Source organism: Clostridium sp. (assembly GCF_050717635.1).
Taxonomy (GTDB): Bacteria; Bacillota; Clostridia; order Clostridiales; family Clostridiaceae; genus Clostridium_AD.
Map to the genome: position 1 here is coordinate 56,864 of NZ_JBOITO010000020.1, position 17,976 is coordinate 74,839.

At 31.2% G+C, this 17,976-nt stretch carries 17 protein-coding genes; 4 read left to right on the top strand and 13 right to left on the bottom strand.

Features of this window, described 5'->3' with window-relative positions:
• Nucleotides 1-183: 183 nt before the first annotated feature.
• The gene (locus tag ACREWB_RS09885; protein WP_431547286.1) at nt 184-480 is read left to right on the top strand and encodes a hypothetical protein; all 297 of its coding nucleotides are present in this window, start codon (nt 184-186) and stop codon (nt 478-480) included.
• A gap of 104 nt (nt 481-584) precedes the next feature.
• Here ACREWB_RS09885 and ACREWB_RS09890 read toward each other — a convergent pair whose 3' ends face one another.
• From ACREWB_RS09890 to ACREWB_RS09925, 8 genes are all read right to left on the bottom strand, one after another.
• Nucleotides 585-1,946: an MATE family efflux transporter gene (locus tag ACREWB_RS09890; protein ID WP_431547287.1), complete on the bottom strand. Its 1,362-nt coding sequence runs from the start codon at nt 1,944-1,946 to the stop codon at nt 585-587.
• 18 nt (nt 1,947-1,964) lie between these two features.
• Nucleotides 1,965-2,501 carry a TDE2712 family protein gene (locus ACREWB_RS09895; RefSeq protein ID WP_431547288.1) on the bottom strand — a complete coding sequence of 179 codons (537 nt, stop codon included), beginning with the start codon at nt 2,499-2,501 and terminating at the stop codon, nt 1,965-1,967.
• A 25-nt stretch (nt 2,502-2,526) separates the two neighbouring features.
• Nucleotides 2,527-2,808, bottom strand: a complete 282-nt coding sequence (locus ACREWB_RS09900; RefSeq protein WP_431547289.1) for a DUF503 domain-containing protein — start codon at nt 2,806-2,808, stop codon at nt 2,527-2,529.
• 27 nt (nt 2,809-2,835) lie between these two features.
• Nucleotides 2,836-4,299 (bottom strand): sensor histidine kinase, encoded by a 1,464-nt coding sequence (locus ACREWB_RS09905; protein ID WP_431547290.1) that lies wholly within the window; start codon nt 4,297-4,299, stop codon nt 2,836-2,838.
• Nucleotides 4,292-4,981 (bottom strand): response regulator transcription factor, encoded by a 690-nt coding sequence (locus tag ACREWB_RS09910; protein ID WP_431547291.1) that lies wholly within the window; start codon nt 4,979-4,981, stop codon nt 4,292-4,294. The genes ACREWB_RS09905 and ACREWB_RS09910 overlap by 8 nt, the downstream gene beginning before the upstream one ends.
• A gap of 165 nt (nt 4,982-5,146) precedes the next feature.
• Complete coding sequence (locus ACREWB_RS09915; RefSeq protein WP_431547292.1) at nt 5,147-6,472, bottom strand: pyrimidine-nucleoside phosphorylase; 1,326 nt, start codon at nt 6,470-6,472, stop codon at nt 5,147-5,149.
• A gap of 38 nt (nt 6,473-6,510) precedes the next feature.
• Nucleotides 6,511-7,179 (bottom strand): deoxyribose-phosphate aldolase, encoded by a 669-nt coding sequence (deoC, locus tag ACREWB_RS09920; RefSeq protein WP_431547293.1) that lies wholly within the window; start codon nt 7,177-7,179, stop codon nt 6,511-6,513.
• Between the two features lie 15 nt (nt 7,180-7,194).
• On the bottom strand, nt 7,195-8,229 hold the full coding sequence (locus tag ACREWB_RS09925; protein WP_431547294.1) for a LacI family DNA-binding transcriptional regulator: 1,035 nt from the start codon (nt 8,227-8,229) through the stop codon (nt 7,195-7,197).
• Nucleotides 8,230-8,599: 370 nt separating this feature from the next.
• Between ACREWB_RS09925 and ACREWB_RS09930 the strand changes: the two genes are divergently transcribed.
• Genes ACREWB_RS09930 through ACREWB_RS09940 form a run of 3 tightly spaced genes read left to right on the top strand, consistent with a single transcriptional unit; the run spans nt 8,600 to nt 13,179 of the window.
• A complete protein-coding gene (locus ACREWB_RS09930) occupies nt 8,600-9,043 on the top strand; it encodes a MarR family winged helix-turn-helix transcriptional regulator (RefSeq protein ID WP_431547410.1) in 444 nt (147 codons plus the stop codon).
• Between the two features lie 45 nt (nt 9,044-9,088).
• The gene (locus tag ACREWB_RS09935) at nt 9,089-11,314 is read left to right on the top strand and encodes an ABC transporter ATP-binding protein (protein WP_431547295.1); all 2,226 of its coding nucleotides are present in this window, start codon (nt 9,089-9,091) and stop codon (nt 11,312-11,314) included.
• The gene (locus ACREWB_RS09940) at nt 11,311-13,179 is read left to right on the top strand and encodes an ABC transporter ATP-binding protein (protein ID WP_431547296.1); all 1,869 of its coding nucleotides are present in this window, start codon (nt 11,311-11,313) and stop codon (nt 13,177-13,179) included. Before ACREWB_RS09935 ends, ACREWB_RS09940 begins: the two co-directional genes overlap by 4 nt.
• Nucleotides 13,180-13,268: 89 nt before the next feature.
• Here ACREWB_RS09940 and ACREWB_RS09945 read toward each other — a convergent pair whose 3' ends face one another.
• The 5 genes from ACREWB_RS09945 to ACREWB_RS09965 all read right to left on the bottom strand — a co-directional run bounded on the left by ACREWB_RS09945 (nt 13,269) and on the right by ACREWB_RS09965 (nt 17,939).
• Nucleotides 13,269-14,567, bottom strand: a complete 1,299-nt coding sequence (locus tag ACREWB_RS09945; RefSeq protein WP_431547297.1) for a hypothetical protein — start codon at nt 14,565-14,567, stop codon at nt 13,269-13,271.
• Nucleotides 14,568-14,756: 189 nt separating this feature from the next.
• A complete protein-coding gene (locus ACREWB_RS09950) occupies nt 14,757-15,923 on the bottom strand; it encodes an ArsA family ATPase (RefSeq protein ID WP_431547298.1) in 1,167 nt (388 codons plus the stop codon).
• A 19-nt stretch (nt 15,924-15,942) separates the two neighbouring features.
• Complete coding sequence (locus ACREWB_RS09955; RefSeq protein ID WP_431547299.1) at nt 15,943-16,167, bottom strand: hypothetical protein; 225 nt, start codon at nt 16,165-16,167, stop codon at nt 15,943-15,945.
• Entirely contained in the window at nt 16,168-17,346 is a 1,179-nt protein-coding gene (locus tag ACREWB_RS09960; protein ID WP_431547300.1) for an ArsA family ATPase, read from the bottom strand.
• A gap of 101 nt (nt 17,347-17,447) precedes the next feature.
• Nucleotides 17,448-17,939, bottom strand: a complete 492-nt coding sequence (locus ACREWB_RS09965; protein ID WP_431547301.1) for a MarR family transcriptional regulator — start codon at nt 17,937-17,939, stop codon at nt 17,448-17,450.
• Between the last annotated feature and the right edge of the window lie 37 nt (nt 17,940-17,976).

Genomic DNA, 17,976 nt, shown 5'->3' on the forward strand with positions numbered 1-17,976 from the left:
AAGTATATAACTATTTAATGTAACTATATTTCTTAGTCACATTTACAGGTTACTGTAAATATTATGTTATTAAGTCTATCTATTTACCTTAAATTATAACATAAAAAGAAAAGTTTATACTACTATACGAGAATTTATCTTCTATAAATATTTTTTAACAACTAAATAGAAAGGAGCGATTATATGCCTTCAGCACCTGATTTAAGCAAGATTAAAGATTCAATAAGCAATAGTCTAGAAAAACTATCAAACAAATCTGAAGACTTTCTTGAAACATCTAAAATTAAGTATAAAATTCATTCAGAAGAAAACAGTATGGAAGAACTCTACAAAGATATGGGAAGAGAATTGTACACAATTTTTAAAACTAATCATTACATTGATGACTCAATGTTAGATTATTGTAATGCGTTAAAAAAAATAGAAAATCGCATAAAGAATCTTGAAAAAAAACTCCATAACCCTACTTATAAAAAGTAACATACTAAAAGCATTATTATTTACACAATATAAAAAATAGTGGGATTAATTGTACCTCTTAACTAATCTCACTATTTTTTTAATTTTGTTTTTCTATAAATACACTATATAATTATTTCCTTATCTTCGCCATGTAATTTATTTAAATGTCTAATCTCTACAAATAAGAACACAGCCGTTAAGATTGAAGATATTACGTCTGAACTAGGCGCTGACGCCCAAACACCCTTTAAGCCAAAAAATCTCGGTAAAATAAATAATAATGGTATAAGGATTATAACCTGTCTACTAAGTCCTAAAAATATAGATATATTAGCTTTACCTACAGCTTGAAAATAATTTGAAGCAACTATTTGAAATCCTATTACAGGAAGCAAAAATAGATATATTCTAATTCCTTTGGATCCTACTTCTATTAGCGCTGGATCATTGCTGAATATGTTTATAAGTTGCTTTGGAAATAGCTGTATTATTATAAATCCAGTAGTAGTAATTGTTGTAGCTGCAATTATGGCAAGTTTTAAAGCACGCTTAACACGATCATATTTTTTTGCTCCATAATTATAACCAATTATGGGTTGAGAGCCTTGATTGATTCCAAAAATAGGCATTAGTACTAACATAGAGATACTCATAATAGCTCCCATAGCTCCAAGTGAAACGTCATTACCATATTTGACTAAACTTTTATTAGAAATAATAGTTACAAGACTTGCTGCAAGTTGCATTGAAAATGGGGACATTCCTATCGCAAATATACTCTTTACAACATTACTATCTAATTTTAAATTTTTGTAATATATTTTTAATACACTTCCCCTACCAAGGAAATAATACAATACCCATATAGTGTTTACCACTTGAGAAATAACAGTTGCTATAGCAGCCCCTCTTGTTCCCATATGGAAAACAAAAATAAAAATCGGATCCAAAATTGTATTTAAGATTCCACCAATTAGCATGGTAAACATAGCTATTCGTGGATTACCTTCAGCTCGTATAATATTGTTTAGTCCAAATCCTAAGCTTTGAAAAACTGATCCCATAAGTATTATTGTTATGTACTGCTTTGCATAAGGCATAGTAGCTTTACTAGCACCAAACTTTAATAACATTGGTTGTAAAAATACAAGTCCCAAAATAGTTACTATAAGTGAAATTATAATAATTAAGGTGAAGGCATTACCTAAGATATGTTCTGCTTCTTCCTTTTTTTGTTGTCCAAGCCTTATAGATATTAGTGCAGCAGCACCAATCCCAACTAACATTCCAAAAGCCATAATTATAATAGAAATGGGAAATGTAATTGTAACCCCCGATAAAGCAAGTGTATCTACTCGTCCTATAAATATTCTATCTACAATATTATATAGTGCATTTACTAACATGCCTACAATTGCAGGAATAGAGAACTTCATAAGTAGCTTCCCTATATTCTCTTCTCCTAATTGTTTTGATTTATCCAAGTATCCCTCTCCTTTACCTTATTTACTAATTAATGAATTTAGCTTTTCTTCTATGTATTCATTGATCTCTTTGTCTGCAATATATATTTTATCCTCTACAAAATCCGGCTTTACTCTAAAGAAATTAATCACTAATTTGTTCGAAGTAATTAAATATTCGTCTGAATGTAGTGGAGAGAATATAACCTCTAATTCATCATATTTACTTTCACAGGTATCACCCTTTAATTTTTCTATCATATTGTCTAGATTAAGTTTTTTTACAGGTTGAATCATTGCGTTTGTGTATTCTAAGTCCTCCATCATAAACATATTGTTGTTCCAGAATTTTAACTCTTTCTTGTTCCCAACAAAAGGTTCTCTATTTTTTATTGCACTTAAAGCTCTTCTTACTGATTCAGCATTAAATTCCTCATCATAAGCGCAAGATAAAGCTTCCATCTCTGCTACATCATAAAAAAACTTTTCTGCTATATTGTCCTTTTCACTAGCAGCCTGCCAAAAATAGTGCATTGCTTCTACAGCCTCTAAATTTACTTTGATCCTTTTTAACATTTTATTACCCTCCAATATATTTGTTCTATAATATTTCCATCTCTACCTTTTCCACAATAGCTTCTGTGGTATCCTCTATAAAGTCCAGCACATTTTGTACCATACTATTAGCGTGTCTTGTATCATTACTAACACAGGCAATTCCAATTACAATAGATTGATGCATATCTTGATTTTCTACCTCAGCTATAGAAACATTATACTTGTTTTTCACCTTAGCTATGGTACTTTTTACTATCATCCTTTTCTCTTTTAAAGAATGTACCCAATTTGCATATAAGTATATTTTACCTGTACCTATAATCATACCACTTCTTCCTTCCTAATTATTATATCACTCATTTTCACTCTCCTGTAATCTGATTATAAATTTGCAACCTTTCTCTATGTCCGACTTTAAATAAATACTTCCTCCATGCTTAACAATTATGGCCTTCGAGATTGCAAGACCTAGTCCTGTGCCACCTGTTTTGGAGTTCCTTGTATCATCTACGCGAACAAAAGGTTCAAAAATATTTTCTTGAAGTTCCTTAGGTATTCCTACTCCATCATCTTCAATAATAATTAAAGTCATACCATCATCTATTAAAAGCTTCACTCTAATAGTAATCCCTGTACTATTATATTTAATACTGTTTAATATAATATTACTTAAGGCTCTATCTAAGTTTTTTCTATCAAAAGAAAGCTCTACTTCATCCTCTGTAATATCAACTTCATATTTCACTCCATTTTGCTCCATCATAGGCACATAACCTGCTATAAGCTCTCTTAAAAATTCGCCTATATCATGGCTCTCTATATCTAATTTATATTCCGTGCTTTCAACGCGTGAAAGTTCAAAAAGATCTTGAATTAAATCATTTGCCCTTTTACTATTATTATTAATAACCCTTAGTAACTTATTTCTATCTTCTAATAAAATATCATCATTTTCTAATAAAAGTTCTGAATATCCTAATATACTTGTTAATGGATTTTTTAAATCATGAGATATATCAAGAATTATTCTTTTCCTGTTTTGCTCTGATTTTTCCTTTAGAGTGATTTCTTCTTGTATCTTTTCTGCCATTAAATTAACAGCATCTTTTAACTTTCCTATTTCATTTATTGAATTAATTTCAACCCGGGCTGAATATTCACCACTTTTTAAAGTATTAACTCCTTGTAAAAGTTTCTTTAAGGGCTTAACAAAAATCCTTGATGTAAGTTTAGAATAAAGTACCATTGTAGATAGCAAAAATATGAATATTATAAATGGAAAGATTTTTAGAAAAGTAATTCTGGTTCTTTCTGCTTTACTAACCTCTCTTAGAAGTTCTATATGTTCAAGTCCCCAGATATAAGTATCATAAATATTGTTAGGCATTGCTGTAATCAAAATAAAGTCTTCGTTATCCCCATATTTACTAGAATAAAAATAATCATCCTTTAAACTATTTGTAACCATATCATGAAAATATTGCATTGGATATTTAAAGCCTGCTTCATGTTTACTTCCATTCTCCATTATAACTACTAAATTTGTATCAAGTACTTCAACAAAACCCTTGTACTTTATAACATTTGAAAAATCAATATCCTTATAATCTTGCCTTATAATATAATCTGCTGTGGTATTAACTGTTGGCGCATCCTTATTATTGATAGAAATATAAAGCAATAGTGCCCCAATAGCTAGCATAAATATGCCAATTAAAATAACTAGAAATAAAATATAATTCCCGAACAATTGAGTAGCCATTTTTTTACTTTTAAAGTGCATTGATATTTTATTTAATTTTTTTCTATTAATCATGTTTATTCTCCATTTTATACCCTATGCCCCTTATTGTCTTTAAATATATAGGATTTTTAGGATCAGCTTCAATCTTTTCTCTAATATGACTTATATGTACCATAATGGTGTTAGAGTCCCCATAATATGGATTTTGCCAAACTATCTCATATAGCTGCTTTTTAGTATATACCTTTCCTGGGTTTTCAATAATAAACTCAAGTAGTCTATATTCCTTTGGATTTAAAGCTAGCTCTATATCATTTTTATAAATACAACAGCTTTCCTTATCCAATATAAGTTCTCCTATTATTACACATGTTTTATGCGTTTTATTTGAATATTTATAATACCGTCGTAACTGAGCCTTAACTCTTGCAGTTATTTCTATAGGACTAAAAGGTTTTATTACATAATCATCTGCTCCAAGTCCAAGCCCACGAATTTTATCCGCCTCTTCTTCTCTCGCAGTTATAAAAATTACAGGTATTTCACTAGTTTCTCTAATTTTTTGAAGAACCATAAACCCATCTATTTTAGGAATCATAACATCAAGAAGTGCAATATCTATATCTTTATTTTGAAATAAATCTAAGGCCTGCATACCATCTTCGGCTGTAAATATTTCGTACCCCTCTTTCGATAAATGAATTTCTAAAAGTTCTCTTATATCCTGTTCATCCTCTACAATTAAAATATTCACAAAGTCACCCCCCCCCACTCTATTATATATATTGTAAACCAAAACATCACTTTAGCACAATTAAAAAAGAAAAAAGTATATATCACCAATGCTAAACAAATGCATTTTTAGTAATATATACTTTCTCTACTCTACTAAAATCAGCGGAGAATCTAAAATATTTAATTAATATCTTGTAATACCATCCTTTGTAACAATGCCTTTAATTAATGGCTTAGCTTTTATTTCTTCTTTTACTATTTCATATGCCTCTAATATCATTTTTGCAGATACCTTTTGTTTGTCCTCATCACTGGCATAAATCGTTGCAATAGACTCACCCATCTTTACAAAATCTCCAATTTTCTTATGAAGAACAATTCCCACTGATAAATCTATTACACTTTCTTTAGTTTCACGCCCAGCACCTAAAACTAGTGCTGCTCTTCCTATGTTATCAGCTTTTATTCCTTTTACATAACCAACCTTATTTGATATAACTTCCTCTACAATAGCTGGCAATGGAAATAATGTTGGATCATCTACATAAGCCGGATTACCACCTTGTGCTACTACAAGTTCTCTTAATTTTCGGAGTCCTTTTCCTGATTTTATAATATCTTTAAGTATTTCCCTTGCTTCTTTACTATTCTTTGCTTTTTCCCCAAGTACGAGCATATGTGCTCCAAGAGTTAAGCAAAGCTCTGTGAGGTCTTCCGGCCCTTCACCTTTTAATGTATCTATAGCTTCTTTTACTTCTAAGGCATTACCAATTGCAAAACCTAATGGTTGGTCCATATCAGTTATCACACCAATAGTATTTCTTCCTACATTATTTCCTATATCAACCATTTCTCTAGCAAGTTCAAAAGAATCATCCATATTTTTCATAAATGCACCGCTGCCTGTTTTCACATCAAGTACTATAGCATCCGCTCCAGACGCTATTTTTTTACTCATTATGCTTCCTGCAATTAAAGACATATTATCAACAGTTGCAGTAACATCACGAAGTGCGTATAATTTTTTATCTGCTGGTGCTAAATCAGCGGTTTGGCCACCTATTGCGATTTTAACATCATTTACGTTTTGCATAAACTTTTCAATTGTCATGGTAGTTGAGAAACCATTAAATGATTCTAACTTATCAATAGTTCCACCAGTATGTCCAAGCCCTCTTCCTGACATTTTAGCAACCGGCACCCCGGCTGCTGCAACGATAGGTCCAAGTATAAGTGTAGTTGTATCCCCTACACCACCAGTACTATGTTTATCAACTTTTATACCCTCAATAGCAGATAAATCGATTATTTCACCACTATTAACCATTGCCATTGTTAAATCCGTTGTTTCATTCTTGTTCATTTTTTGAAAATATATAGCCATAAGTAGTGCTGAAACCTGATAATCAGGAATAGATCCGCTGGTATATCCTTCTATAAAAAAGTTGATTTCTTCTTTAGTAAGCTCGCCGCCATCTCTTTTTTTCATTATTAAATCATACATTCTCATGTTATTTCACCTCTAATTTTTCTATTTATTTTTATAACTTAATAATCAGAATTTGAATCTTTAGTTCCATTAACTATTGCAATAGAACTACTAGCTCCAATTCTACTAGCGCCAGCTTCAATCACAGCTTTTGCATCTTCAGCTGTTCTTACTGCCCCAGCTGCTTTAACTCCCATGTTAGGTCCTACAGTTTCCCTCATAAGTTTCACATCATGAACCGTAGCCCCTCCTGTTGAGAAGCCTGTTGACGTCTTTACAAAATCTGCCCCAGCTTCTTTACATATTACGCATACTTTGACTTTCTCATCATCAGTTAAAAGACATGTTTCTAGTATTACTTTAACTAATGCTCTTCCTTTTGAAGCTTCAACTACTGCTTTGATATCTTCTTTTACTACATCATACTTGTTTGATTTTATAGCACCAACATTAACCACCATATCTATTTCTTGTGCTCCATTTTCAATAGCTTGTTTTGCTTCAAATGCTTTTACTTCCTTAGTTGTAGCCCCTAGTGGAAATCCAACAACTATACATGTTTTCACATTAGATCCTTTTAACTCTTTACTTACAAGAGATGTATAATATGCATTAGCACATACCGAAGCAAATCCGTATTCTTTAGCTTCCCTGCAAACTTTTATAATCTCTTCCTCACTTGCCTGTTGTTTTAATAGTGTATGGTCAATATATTGCTCAATTTTCATAATTAATCTACTCCTTTATATTTTATTATTTTTTTCTATATACTTTTCTGATCCACTTAACATAAGTTCTGGCAAAATGGTTACTCTTTTAATCTCCCTAGGCTCCACAATTTTTAAACTTTCTAGTAGCATCTTCATGCCAATTCTACCAAGTTCGATAGATGGACCATTTATAAAACTAATGTTCATTCCAATTATATTTAATGCATCAACCTTATCAAATCCAATAATGGCCATGTCCTTTGGTATATCTAACTTTTCTTCATAAAAAGCTTTTATACAACCAAGCATCATAGTATTACTACTTACAAAAATAGCAGTGGGTCTATTATTCATTTTTAATATTTCTTTTGTTATCTCATAAGTAGTCTCATGTGAATAATCACCATAAAATATATATTTATCTTCTATGGGAATATTATTAGCTTGTAGGGCCTTTTTATACCCCTGTAATCTTTCTACTGCTGGTCTAGACTTCATAGCTCCTGTAATCATAGCTATTTTTCTGTGGCCTTCTTTTATCAGCGCAGATGTTCCATCATAAGCACCCTGTATGTGATCGATAAATACTCCACTAAAGTTAAGATACTCAACATGTCCATCAATTAATATTATTGGAATTCCTAGGTTTTTAAGGGATTCTAAATTTTCACTATTACTTGAATCCTTGTAGAACGTTGGAGTTATTATAAGTCCTTGAATCCTTTGTTCTCTAAGAACGTTAATAGCTTTTAGTTCCTTATCTTTATCCTCCTCAGTTCCGCAAAGAATTATATTTAAATTATGCAGATCAGCAATTTCAGTAATACCTTTAATTATATCTCCAAAAAATAAATTGTTTATATCTGGAACTATAACCCCAATGGTATTGGTTTTACTCATAGAGAGGCTTCTAGCTATGGCACTCGGCGTATAATTCAGTTCTTTAATTGCATTTAGAACCTTTTCTCTTGTTTCATCTTTTACATATCCCGAAGTGTTTAAAACTCTTGATACTGTTGCATGAGATACTCCCACCTTTTTAGCAATATCACTTATTGTAACCGCCATTTTAGGCCTCCTCACATTTAGGAAAACGCTTACAAAATTCCAAATCAATAATGAACATGTTGACATACTTGCCATATCAATAATTAAGATTAGATCATTTTAAAATATGTTACCGCTTTCATATTCAGTATACTTCAAGGTTATATAAATTTCAATAGGATTTATTCTAAATTTATAATTTTTATGAGTTACTTTAAATATTACACTCTAATTATTATGTAAATAATTTCTTTTAACAAGAATTCTATTGACAAAAAATATCTTTAATATTAATATATACTTTGTACACGAAATGTTTTTATAGAAAATATTATTATGCGAAATTTTCGTAAGGTAAACTATTAGAGGAGAAGGTGAGAAATTGAGTGAAATGAGTAGTGGAATTAAGATATTTCGTTCTCTAAAACGAGTAGGTCATATGCTAAAAAGTAGTATGGGTCAGCATTTTAACGAGATGAATTTAACAGGTCCACAAGGTATGATGATGGGTATATTATCTCATGATGGAGAAATGAAAATAAGCGATTTAAGCGAAAAAATTGGATTGTCAAATTCCACCGTATCTGGAATTATTGACAGACTGGAAAAACAAGGTTTGGTTGAAAGAACTAGAAGTAATGAAGATAGAAGAGTTGTTTACGTAAATATAAGTGCTCAATTCAAAAAAAATTCTAAAACAAAATTTTGTAAAATCGAAAAAACTTTTGAAAATATAATGAAAAAAGCTACAGCTGAGGAAATTGAAACAATATTAAAGGGTTTTGACACTTTAGAAAAATTAATGGATAAACAAAGCACAGATGAAATTCATTAATATGTTTATATATTATTATACATTAAATAAGGAGTTGATTATACATTGTTTAAACTATCAAAATATTTAAAGCCATTTACTTACATGATTTTTATCGCAATAATTCTATTATTTGTGCAAGCAATGGCTGACCTTGCACTGCCAGACTATATGTCTAACATTGTAAATACAGGAATACAGCAAGGTGGTATTGAAAATGCAGTACCAGAGGCCATACGAAAAAGTAAAATGGATAAACTTACATTATTTATTAGTGATACAGGAAAGACTGAGGTTTCAAACAATTATATATTGGTTGACAAGTCAAGTTCTGATTATAATAAATATGTTGTGGATTACAGTGCGCTTGAAAAAGAACCTATATATGTATTAAAAGATATTTCTAAAACAGAAATAGATAAGCTAAACCCAATTATTGGGAAAGCATTTTTATCAGTTTCTGGAATTAAAAAAATGAAGGCTGATGCAAATGGTGGTGAAGTGTCCTTCAACGGAACAAAATTACCAGCTGACACTGATTTATTTGCATTACTCGCTAAGTTGCCTGCTCAGCAGCGAACTAAAATAAGTGAACAGATGGATAAAAGATTTACTACTTTAGGTGATAGCATGATTATCCAAGCTGCTGCCGCTCCTATTAAAATGGAATATGATGCCCTCGGAATGAATACAGATAAAATCCAGAGTAGTTATATTCTAAACGTAGGTATGTATATGCTTTTATTGTCCTTACTTGGCGCAGTATGTACTGTTGCAGTTGGTCTTTTGGCATCTAAAACTGCCACCGGACTTGCACGAAATTTAAGAAAAGATATCTTTACGAAGGTAGAGAGTTTCTCAAATGCAGAATTTGATAAATTTTCTACAGCTTCACTAATAACTAGAACTACTAATGATATTACGCAAATTCAAACGGTTTTAGTAATAGCCATAAGAATGATGATTTATGCACCTATCTTAGGTATTGGTGGCGTTATGAAAGCTCTTGGTAAGAGTACGTCTATGTCCTGGATTATTGCACTTGCAGTTATAGTCCTTTTGGGCTTAATTGGGATTATTTTTTCAATTGCTCTTCCAAAGTTTAAAATTATTCAGAAACTTATTGACAGACTAAATTTAGTTACCCGTGAAAACCTTTCAGGGATGATGGTAATAAGGTCTTTCAATACTCAAAAATTTGAAGAAGGTAGATTTGACAAAGCAAATACTGACCTTACAAAAACGAATCTATTCGTAAATCGCGTAATGGTATCATTATTCCCCGCTATGATGTTTATAATGAATGGCGTAACACTACTTATTGTTTGGGTTGGTGCACATCAAATTGCGGCTTCAAGTATGCAGGTAGGAGATATGATGGCCTTTATGCAATATGCTATGCAAATTATTTTTGCATTCATTATGATGTCCATGATGTTTATTATGATACCAAGAGCCTCTGTTTCCGCACAGAGAATTTACGAAGTTTTGAAAATAGAACCTACTATTATAGATCCTATAAATCCTAAACATTTTGATAGTAACGCGCGTGGCCTAGTAGAATTTAAAAATGTATCTTTTAAGTATCCAGGAGCCGAAGAAGATGTTCTTAAGAATATTAGTTTTAAAGCCTTGCCAGGTGAAACTACTGCGTTTATAGGTTCTACCGGTGCAGGTAAGTCCACACTAATAAACTTACTCCCCCGCTTTTATGATATAACAACAGGAGAAATCCTTATTGATGGCATGAGTATAAGCGAAGTGTCGCAACATGAACTTCGCTCGCATATTGGTTATGTACCTCAGATGAGTTCTTTATTCCAAGGTACAATCGAGTCAAATTTAAAATATGCAGATGAATCTGCCACAGATGACGATATAAAAAAATCCGCTGAAATCGCACAAGCTATGGAATTTATAAATGAAAATTCAGAGGGATTCAAAAGAGAAATATCCCAAGGCGGTGCAAATGTTTCAGGAGGTCAAAAACAAAGATTATCTATTGCACGTGCTCTCGTAAAGAAAGCTAAGATTTATATTTTTGATGATAGCTTCTCTGCGCTAGATTTTAAAACTGATGTGCTACTTAGAAAAGCACTTAAATCACAAATTTCCTCCAGTACATTTTTAATTGTTGGTCAACGTATATCAACAATAAAAAATGCAGAGCAGATAATTGTTCTTGATAAAGGTATGATTGTTGGCACAGGTACTCATAAGGAGCTTATGAAAAACTGTATTACTTATCAGGAAATTGCACTGTCACAACTTTCAAAGGAGGAATTATCATGAGTGAACACAATAAGAAAGAGACTCGTCCTCCTCAAAGACGAGGAGGCGGAGGACATATGGGCCCCGGTTCAATGGCCGCAGGCGAAAAAGCCCGTGATTTTAAAGGCACCATGAAAAAACTTATTAAATACTTGAGCGTTTATAAACTATCAATTATCACCGTGTTAATATTTGCAATAGCTAGCTCTATATTTACTATAATAGGACCAAAGGTTTTAGGAAAGGTCACAACTAAATTATTTGAAGGTGCTGTAGCTAAAATAGCTGGAACAGGTGGTATTGATTTTGATTATATAGGAAGAATCATCATTATACTTCTAGTTTTATATGTTATAAGTGCACTTTTCAGTTATATTCAAGGCTTTATAATGGCAGATGTGTCTATGAAAGTTAGTTATAAATTAAGAAAAGACATCTCCGAAAAAATTAATACAATGCCTCTTAAATACTTTGATAGTACAAATCACGGTGAGGTATTATCACGTGTTACTAACGATGTTGACACCCTTAGTCAGACCCTTAATCAAAGCTTAAGTCAAATTATTACGTCAGTTATAACTGTTGTGGGTGTACTCATTATGATGCTTACTATAAGTTGGCAATTAACTCTTGCATCAATGATAATGATTCCTCTATCCCTAGGGCTCGTTATAGTTATCGTAAAAAAATCTCAAATATTCTTTAAACAGCAACAAGATTATTTAGGTAATGTAAATGGCCATGTTGAAGAAATGTATGGTGGCCACATTGTAATGAAAGCCTTTAATGGAGAAAAACAAAGTGTTGATAAATTTGACAAGATGAACAATAAACTATTTGGAGTAGCCTGGAAAGCACAATTTCTAACTAGTATAATGATGCCCCTTATGACCTTTGTAGGTAATTTAGGCTATGTGGCAGTATCAATACTCGGTGGTTACCTTGCAGCAAGGAAAACTATTGAAGTTGGTGATATTCAAGCATTTATCCAGTATGTACGTCAATTTACACAGCCGCTTGCACAACTTGCACAAATTTCTAATATCCTTCAACAAACTGCAGCCTCAGCAGAACGTGTATTTGAATTCCTAGAAGAGGAAGATGAAATACCTGAGACATCTACTCCAGTAGAACACAATGACGTTAAAGGCCTTGTTGATTTCAAGGATGTTCATTTTGGATATTCTGCTGATAAAATTATTATTAATGATTTCTCTGTTTCAGTAAAGCCTGGACAGAAGGTTGCTATTGTTGGGCCTACTGGTGCAGGTAAAACTACCATGGTTAAACTATTAATGCGTTTTTATGATACTAATCAAGGTACAATAGAAATAGATGGTTATGATATAAAAGATTTTACTCGTAATGATCTGCGTTCAATGTTTGGTATGGTTTTGCAAGATACTTGGTTATATAATGCTAGTATAATGGAAAATATCCGTTACGGTCGTCTTGATGCAACAGATGATGAAGTTATAGCAGCAGCTAAGGCAGCACATGCAGATAGTTTTGTTCATACTTTACCAGATGGTTATAATATGGTACTTAATGAAGAAGTATCAAATGTTTCTCAAGGTCAGAAACAATTATTAACTATAGCGCGGGCTATACTTGCAGATCCTAAGATCCTTATCTTGGATGAAGCAACAAGCTCTGTAGACACACGTACCGAGGTTCAGATACAAAAAGCTATGATTCACTTAATGCAGGATAGAACAAGTTTCATAATTGCTCACCGTTTATCAACAATTCGTGATGCTGATTTAATTCTTGTTATGGATCACGGCGATATTGTAGAACAGGGAACTCATAAAGAGCTTCTTGCAAAAGGCGAATTCTATGCCGATCTTTATAATAGCCAATTTGATGTAGCTTCGGCTAGCTAAATAATAACTAAAAGTACAAAAAGAACAGTATGGAAGATTGTTAATTTTCCTACTGTTCTTTTTATGTTAAATCCCAGATAATCTTTATCCTATTCTAATTTATAATTTCGTATTTCCCTTCCATAATATTTAAGGTCACCCTTTTGTCCATCGAATACAGCTACATATATAGTATTAATATATTTTAAGTGTACTTCGTATTCTATTTCACCTTGAATATTCCTTATTGTAAGTACATCTAGCACTTCAGACCCACTTTTTATTTTCTTCAATATCTCATCTTTACTTATTGTTGGTGCAATTATTTTTTCATCATATGGATACACTATTTCAAATCTACTCATTAGTCCATTACGTTCCAAACATATCTTTATTTTCTTCATTTCATCATATATACCGTTTACTTTTTCAATATATGAATATTCAATGCTTCTAATTTTAGTATCTGTTTCATAGTTAATTTTCTTATCGTATCTAAATGTATTATCACTAAATTTTAATATTATTTCCTTTGCTGTATTATCTAAATCCTGCTCTGTGTGTCCGTAATTCGGCACTGAGAAGGCACCACCATATATTGATATTTGTTTTGTTTTTTTATTATACTCTACGCTATAAACTGGATCATCAGCTATGGCATGGGTTTTTGATGATAATTTAGTTTTAAATATATATACATCTTCATTTATTTCCGAACTATTATCAATCTGTAATAGTTCGGCTTTAAATAATTTTGAAAAAACTTCTTCACAATATTTTTTTGCATCTTCAACATTTACTTCATTAAAACTTTTCCCACTAAAATTCCCCCTGTAATCCTTAATAAAACTATATTTTTCCGTGTCTAATAGTTCCCCTGATTTTTTCGAATAATTATTATATATTTTCACTATGTTTTTTTCTAGTTTCTCCTGCTCACCAAAATCAAAACCATTATATGCAGTACCTACAATACTTTTATACTCCACTATTAACTCTTCATTATAAGAATATAAGCTTTCTAAATATATTTTCTCTTCAGAAGTTATTAATTCATCTGCTAATATTTTTTGGATTACCTCATTTGCAAAAAGATATAATGTGAAATAATTTTCATAACTATTTCCCTCACCAATATTTTGCGAACTTGAATTTGACCTATGAAAGTTTAATACAGTCTGCCGATTTATAATATCTTTTTCTTTATTATAAGAGTTTAACTTTAAAATTTGTGATATTTGTTCATTTGCATTTTCTAAATCAGTACCAAAACCTTCAAAATCATAAGACATTCTATGTTTTAATTCCTTTGAGTAATTAATCCAAGGTTTAATAAAGCTAAAACAAGTGAAACACGCTATAATAAATAAGATATTAATAATCAATCTTTTATTTGAATCTTTAATCACTATATTAATCCCCCCCAACCCTTTATCATATATCCTTTTGTAATCTTATTCAATTATATCTATATAAATACATATACGTCAACATTTTTGACGTGCATTATTTTATTTAACAGATATAAAATATGAAGTGACTAATAAAATAGGACCTTGTATTTACCGTTATTTGCAAATACAAGGTCTTTCTTAAGTTCAATTAAATTGTATCCTCAACTTTCCCTCCTCATAACTGGCTTTAACAACTTTCTTAGAATATAATTTTTGTGGAAGCACAAAATTTCGTTTTTCATTTTTAATGGAAATACTAATTTCATCCCCCTTTTGAAGTAAATTTAATTCCTTTTTATCTACAAAAGGCATATTTATATTTAAGTAATAGCTTTCATCTTCACTTGATTTTTCAACCTCAAAAATTTTATCCTTAAAAAACACACTCTCTGCAGAAACTTCCTTAAATATGCTCTGCCCCATATTTAATAGCGAATCATAATCTCTAACCTCACTATGCATTAGCTCCGTTTGAAAAACAGGCACTGGGCTAAAGCTTTCACTTATATCTTTAAGATTTTCAGTTTGAAGCTTCATCCACTTTTCAAAATACCCTTTCCCACCCTCTTCAGAAATTATTTTATTAACAATAATTGCATCTACATTAAAGTCGTAGAGATGCAAATAAGAAAAATTTCTTTTAGCTTCCCTTATAACAATTTTCTCTGGAGTAGTAACTATTCTAAGGCTTACTTTATCCTTTTCTAGCATTAACATATGGAGTTCATCAATTTTATTATAGAGAATTTCAATTTCATCAAAAGTTTTCTCATCAGGAATTGGAATCTTTATTGTGCGATCAATTATTGGCTTTACAATTTTAGCAGCCTTTCTTTTCATAGGGAAGATTTTCTCCATCCACCACTTAAAAAGTTCTGGGAATTTCAGAAGTGACATAGTCTCTCCAGTAGGAGCACAATCAACTATTAATACCTCATAATTATTTTCATCATTAATCTGTTTGATTTTAAGAAGCGAAATCAAATCTTCAAAGCCTGGAAACACAAGTAATTCTTCTACTTCAATGCTTTTAACAGTTTTAGACAACATCAGTTTTTCTATATATCCCTTGATATTTCCCCAAATAGCTTCATTTTCAATAAGAGCATCTACCTCAATAGCTTCCAAATTTTCCGAAATTTTAGTAGGACTATTTGATAGTTTTAACCCGAAAGCATCGGAAAGACTATGAGCCTGATCAGTACTCATTATAAGCACCTTTTTCCCTTTTTTTGCAATTTGACAAGCTGTTGCTGATGCGACACTTGTTTTTCCTACTCCACCTTTTCCTGTATATAAAATTATTCTCACTTTAATCCCTCCTGTACAATTATAAAAAATCAACCTTAACCTTTTTAACCTGTTTTTCCACTTCATCCTCTGATTTTTCACAACTCTCGCTCATAACACTCACTGCAATATCTTTTATAATCGTCATTGCTTCCTTCTCAAAGTTATTAAGCCTATGCAATGCTTTTTTCGGTAAAATATCTTTTATAATTTCATATTTAAGTCTCTCTATCTTTATCAATTTCTTAATTATTTCACTGTTCATTTAATCCACCTTCTCCTGAAAATATATAGACAAATAATTTTCATTAAAATCGGCTTTACTTATAGAATACTGCCTAAGTGAATTTGGGCATGGAATATTCCTCTTAAAGTTACCTATCTTAATAGATATATCAGAACCCGTTTCGTATAAATCCAAATCTTTCTTATCTCCAAATGGAACATATACTTGAAGTTTGTAGCCTCCTTCTATCTTTTCAAATTTCTCATTAAATGTTATTTTTTGAACCTTTAATATATCTTTAACATCAAGAGAATCTTTAACTATTCGGTGGAGTCCGGAAATGCCATTTATATCTACCTCATACCATTTAATTTTAAACCTGGGAAGATTCAAAAATACTGAATCTATTTCTTCCATATATTTTTTTTGGATGCATTTCCATTCATCAAAAAAACTATTGCCTATATCTTCTGGTAATACTCTATTAATATATATAGCATCTACATTGAAATTATAGAGATTTAAATACATGTAGTTCCTCTTAGTTTCTTCAATAACCATTTTCTCAGGAATTGTAACGAGTCTTATACTACAAATCTCCCTATCCTTCAATAAGTTTTGAAGTTCTGAAAGCAATAAATAAAGTTTTTCAATATCATTCATAGCTTGTTTATCAGGCATTTCAAAGTTAAAAGCTATTTTAGATATAGGCCTTATAACTTTCATGAGAGCCTTTCCTATAGGAAATAATTTTTCCATGTACCAACTCATGAGCTCTGGAAACTTTAGTAGCGATATAGTTTCCCCTGTTGGTGCACTGTCCACAATTATTAGGTCATAAATACCACTATCATGTAAATCCTTTATTTTCAAAAGACAAAATAGCTCTTCCATTCCTGGAAACACAACAATATCCTCAAAGTTTTCTAGTTGCTTTTCATTTTTAAAAGTCATCATTTTCTTAAGAGCAGCTTGAATACTCCCATAATAATTCTCCATTTCATAATTAGGGTCAATTTCTAGTCCCCATAAATTTTCCTGTATTTTAGTAGGCTCATTTTTTATATCCTGCATAAATATATCACTTAAATTATGTGCCATATCTGTGCTAACAATTAAAGTCTTTATGCCCTCCATTGAAGCCTTCAAAGCATGAGCTGCAGCCGTACTAGTTTTTCCAACTCCACCTTTCCCAGTGAAAATAATTATTCTTTTCATGTTATCCCTCCTAATCTTATTTCTCCTAGTGAATAGTTCCCTTATAGAAGTATATTTTTTAAACAATAGCTCAGATTTACTGAGCTATAAGTATACAAAACCTATTCAATAATAATTTTTTTTATCTTTTTAACAGGAATCTCTTCTTCTTTAACCGGATTCACACTTTCCTTAAAAACTCCAATTACTTTCTTATAAATGCTTAAAGCTGAAGAAATTTCATCATCAGTAAGTTCCCCGTAAATTTTAGTAAAATATTTAGTAATCACAGCCTTTTCCATCTCAATTACTCTACTAGCTGCTTCTGTAAGTGTTATTAAAACTATTCTTCTATCCTCTGAACTTCTTATTCTTTCTACCATAAGCTTCTTTTCTAATCTAGAAATAACCCCTGTAGCAGTGTTTAATGGTGCTATTATATACTCTGCTATTTCCGTCATATTAGCCTTCTTTTTTCTATACAATAATAATAATGCCAATATTTCATTTTTAGAAAAATCTAAGAATATATCACTCCACTGTTCTGGAAAAAACAAAATCTTAAACTCATCAATATAATCAAAAATAATTTCCTGTATTTTGTTTATCTCCATATAAGCCCTCCAACTTTAGTTCTTGTATCGAAGTATA

Coding starts and splice junctions, on each gene's coding strand:
- ACREWB_RS09915 (WP_431547292.1), bottom strand. CDS start 6,472: ATGAGAATGTATGATTTAATAATGAAAAAAAGAGATGGCGGCGAGCTT.
- ACREWB_RS09955 (WP_431547299.1), bottom strand. CDS start 16,167: ATGAACAGTGAAATAATTAAGAAATTGATAAAGATAGAGAGACTTAAA.
- ACREWB_RS09965 (WP_431547301.1), bottom strand. CDS start 17,939: ATGGAGATAAACAAAATACAGGAAATTATTTTTGATTATATTGATGAG.
- ACREWB_RS09900 (WP_431547289.1), bottom strand. CDS start 2,808: ATGATTATAGGTACAGGTAAAATATACTTATATGCAAATTGGGTACAT.
- deoC (WP_431547293.1), bottom strand. CDS start 7,179: ATGAAAATTGAGCAATATATTGACCATACACTATTAAAACAACAGGCA.
- ACREWB_RS09940 (WP_431547296.1), top strand. CDS start 11,311: ATGAGTGAACACAATAAGAAAGAGACTCGTCCTCCTCAAAGACGAGGA.
- ACREWB_RS09895 (WP_431547288.1), bottom strand. CDS start 2,501: ATGTTAAAAAGGATCAAAGTAAATTTAGAGGCTGTAGAAGCAATGCAC.
- ACREWB_RS09930 (WP_431547410.1), top strand. CDS start 8,600: ATGAGTAGTGGAATTAAGATATTTCGTTCTCTAAAACGAGTAGGTCAT.
- ACREWB_RS09905 (WP_431547290.1), bottom strand. CDS start 4,299: ATGATTAATAGAAAAAAATTAAATAAAATATCAATGCACTTTAAAAGT.
- ACREWB_RS09960 (WP_431547300.1), bottom strand. CDS start 17,346: ATGAAAAGAATAATTATTTTCACTGGGAAAGGTGGAGTTGGAAAAACT.
- ACREWB_RS09925 (WP_431547294.1), bottom strand. CDS start 8,229: ATGGCGGTTACAATAAGTGATATTGCTAAAAAGGTGGGAGTATCTCAT.
- ACREWB_RS09885 (WP_431547286.1), top strand. CDS start 184: ATGCCTTCAGCACCTGATTTAAGCAAGATTAAAGATTCAATAAGCAAT.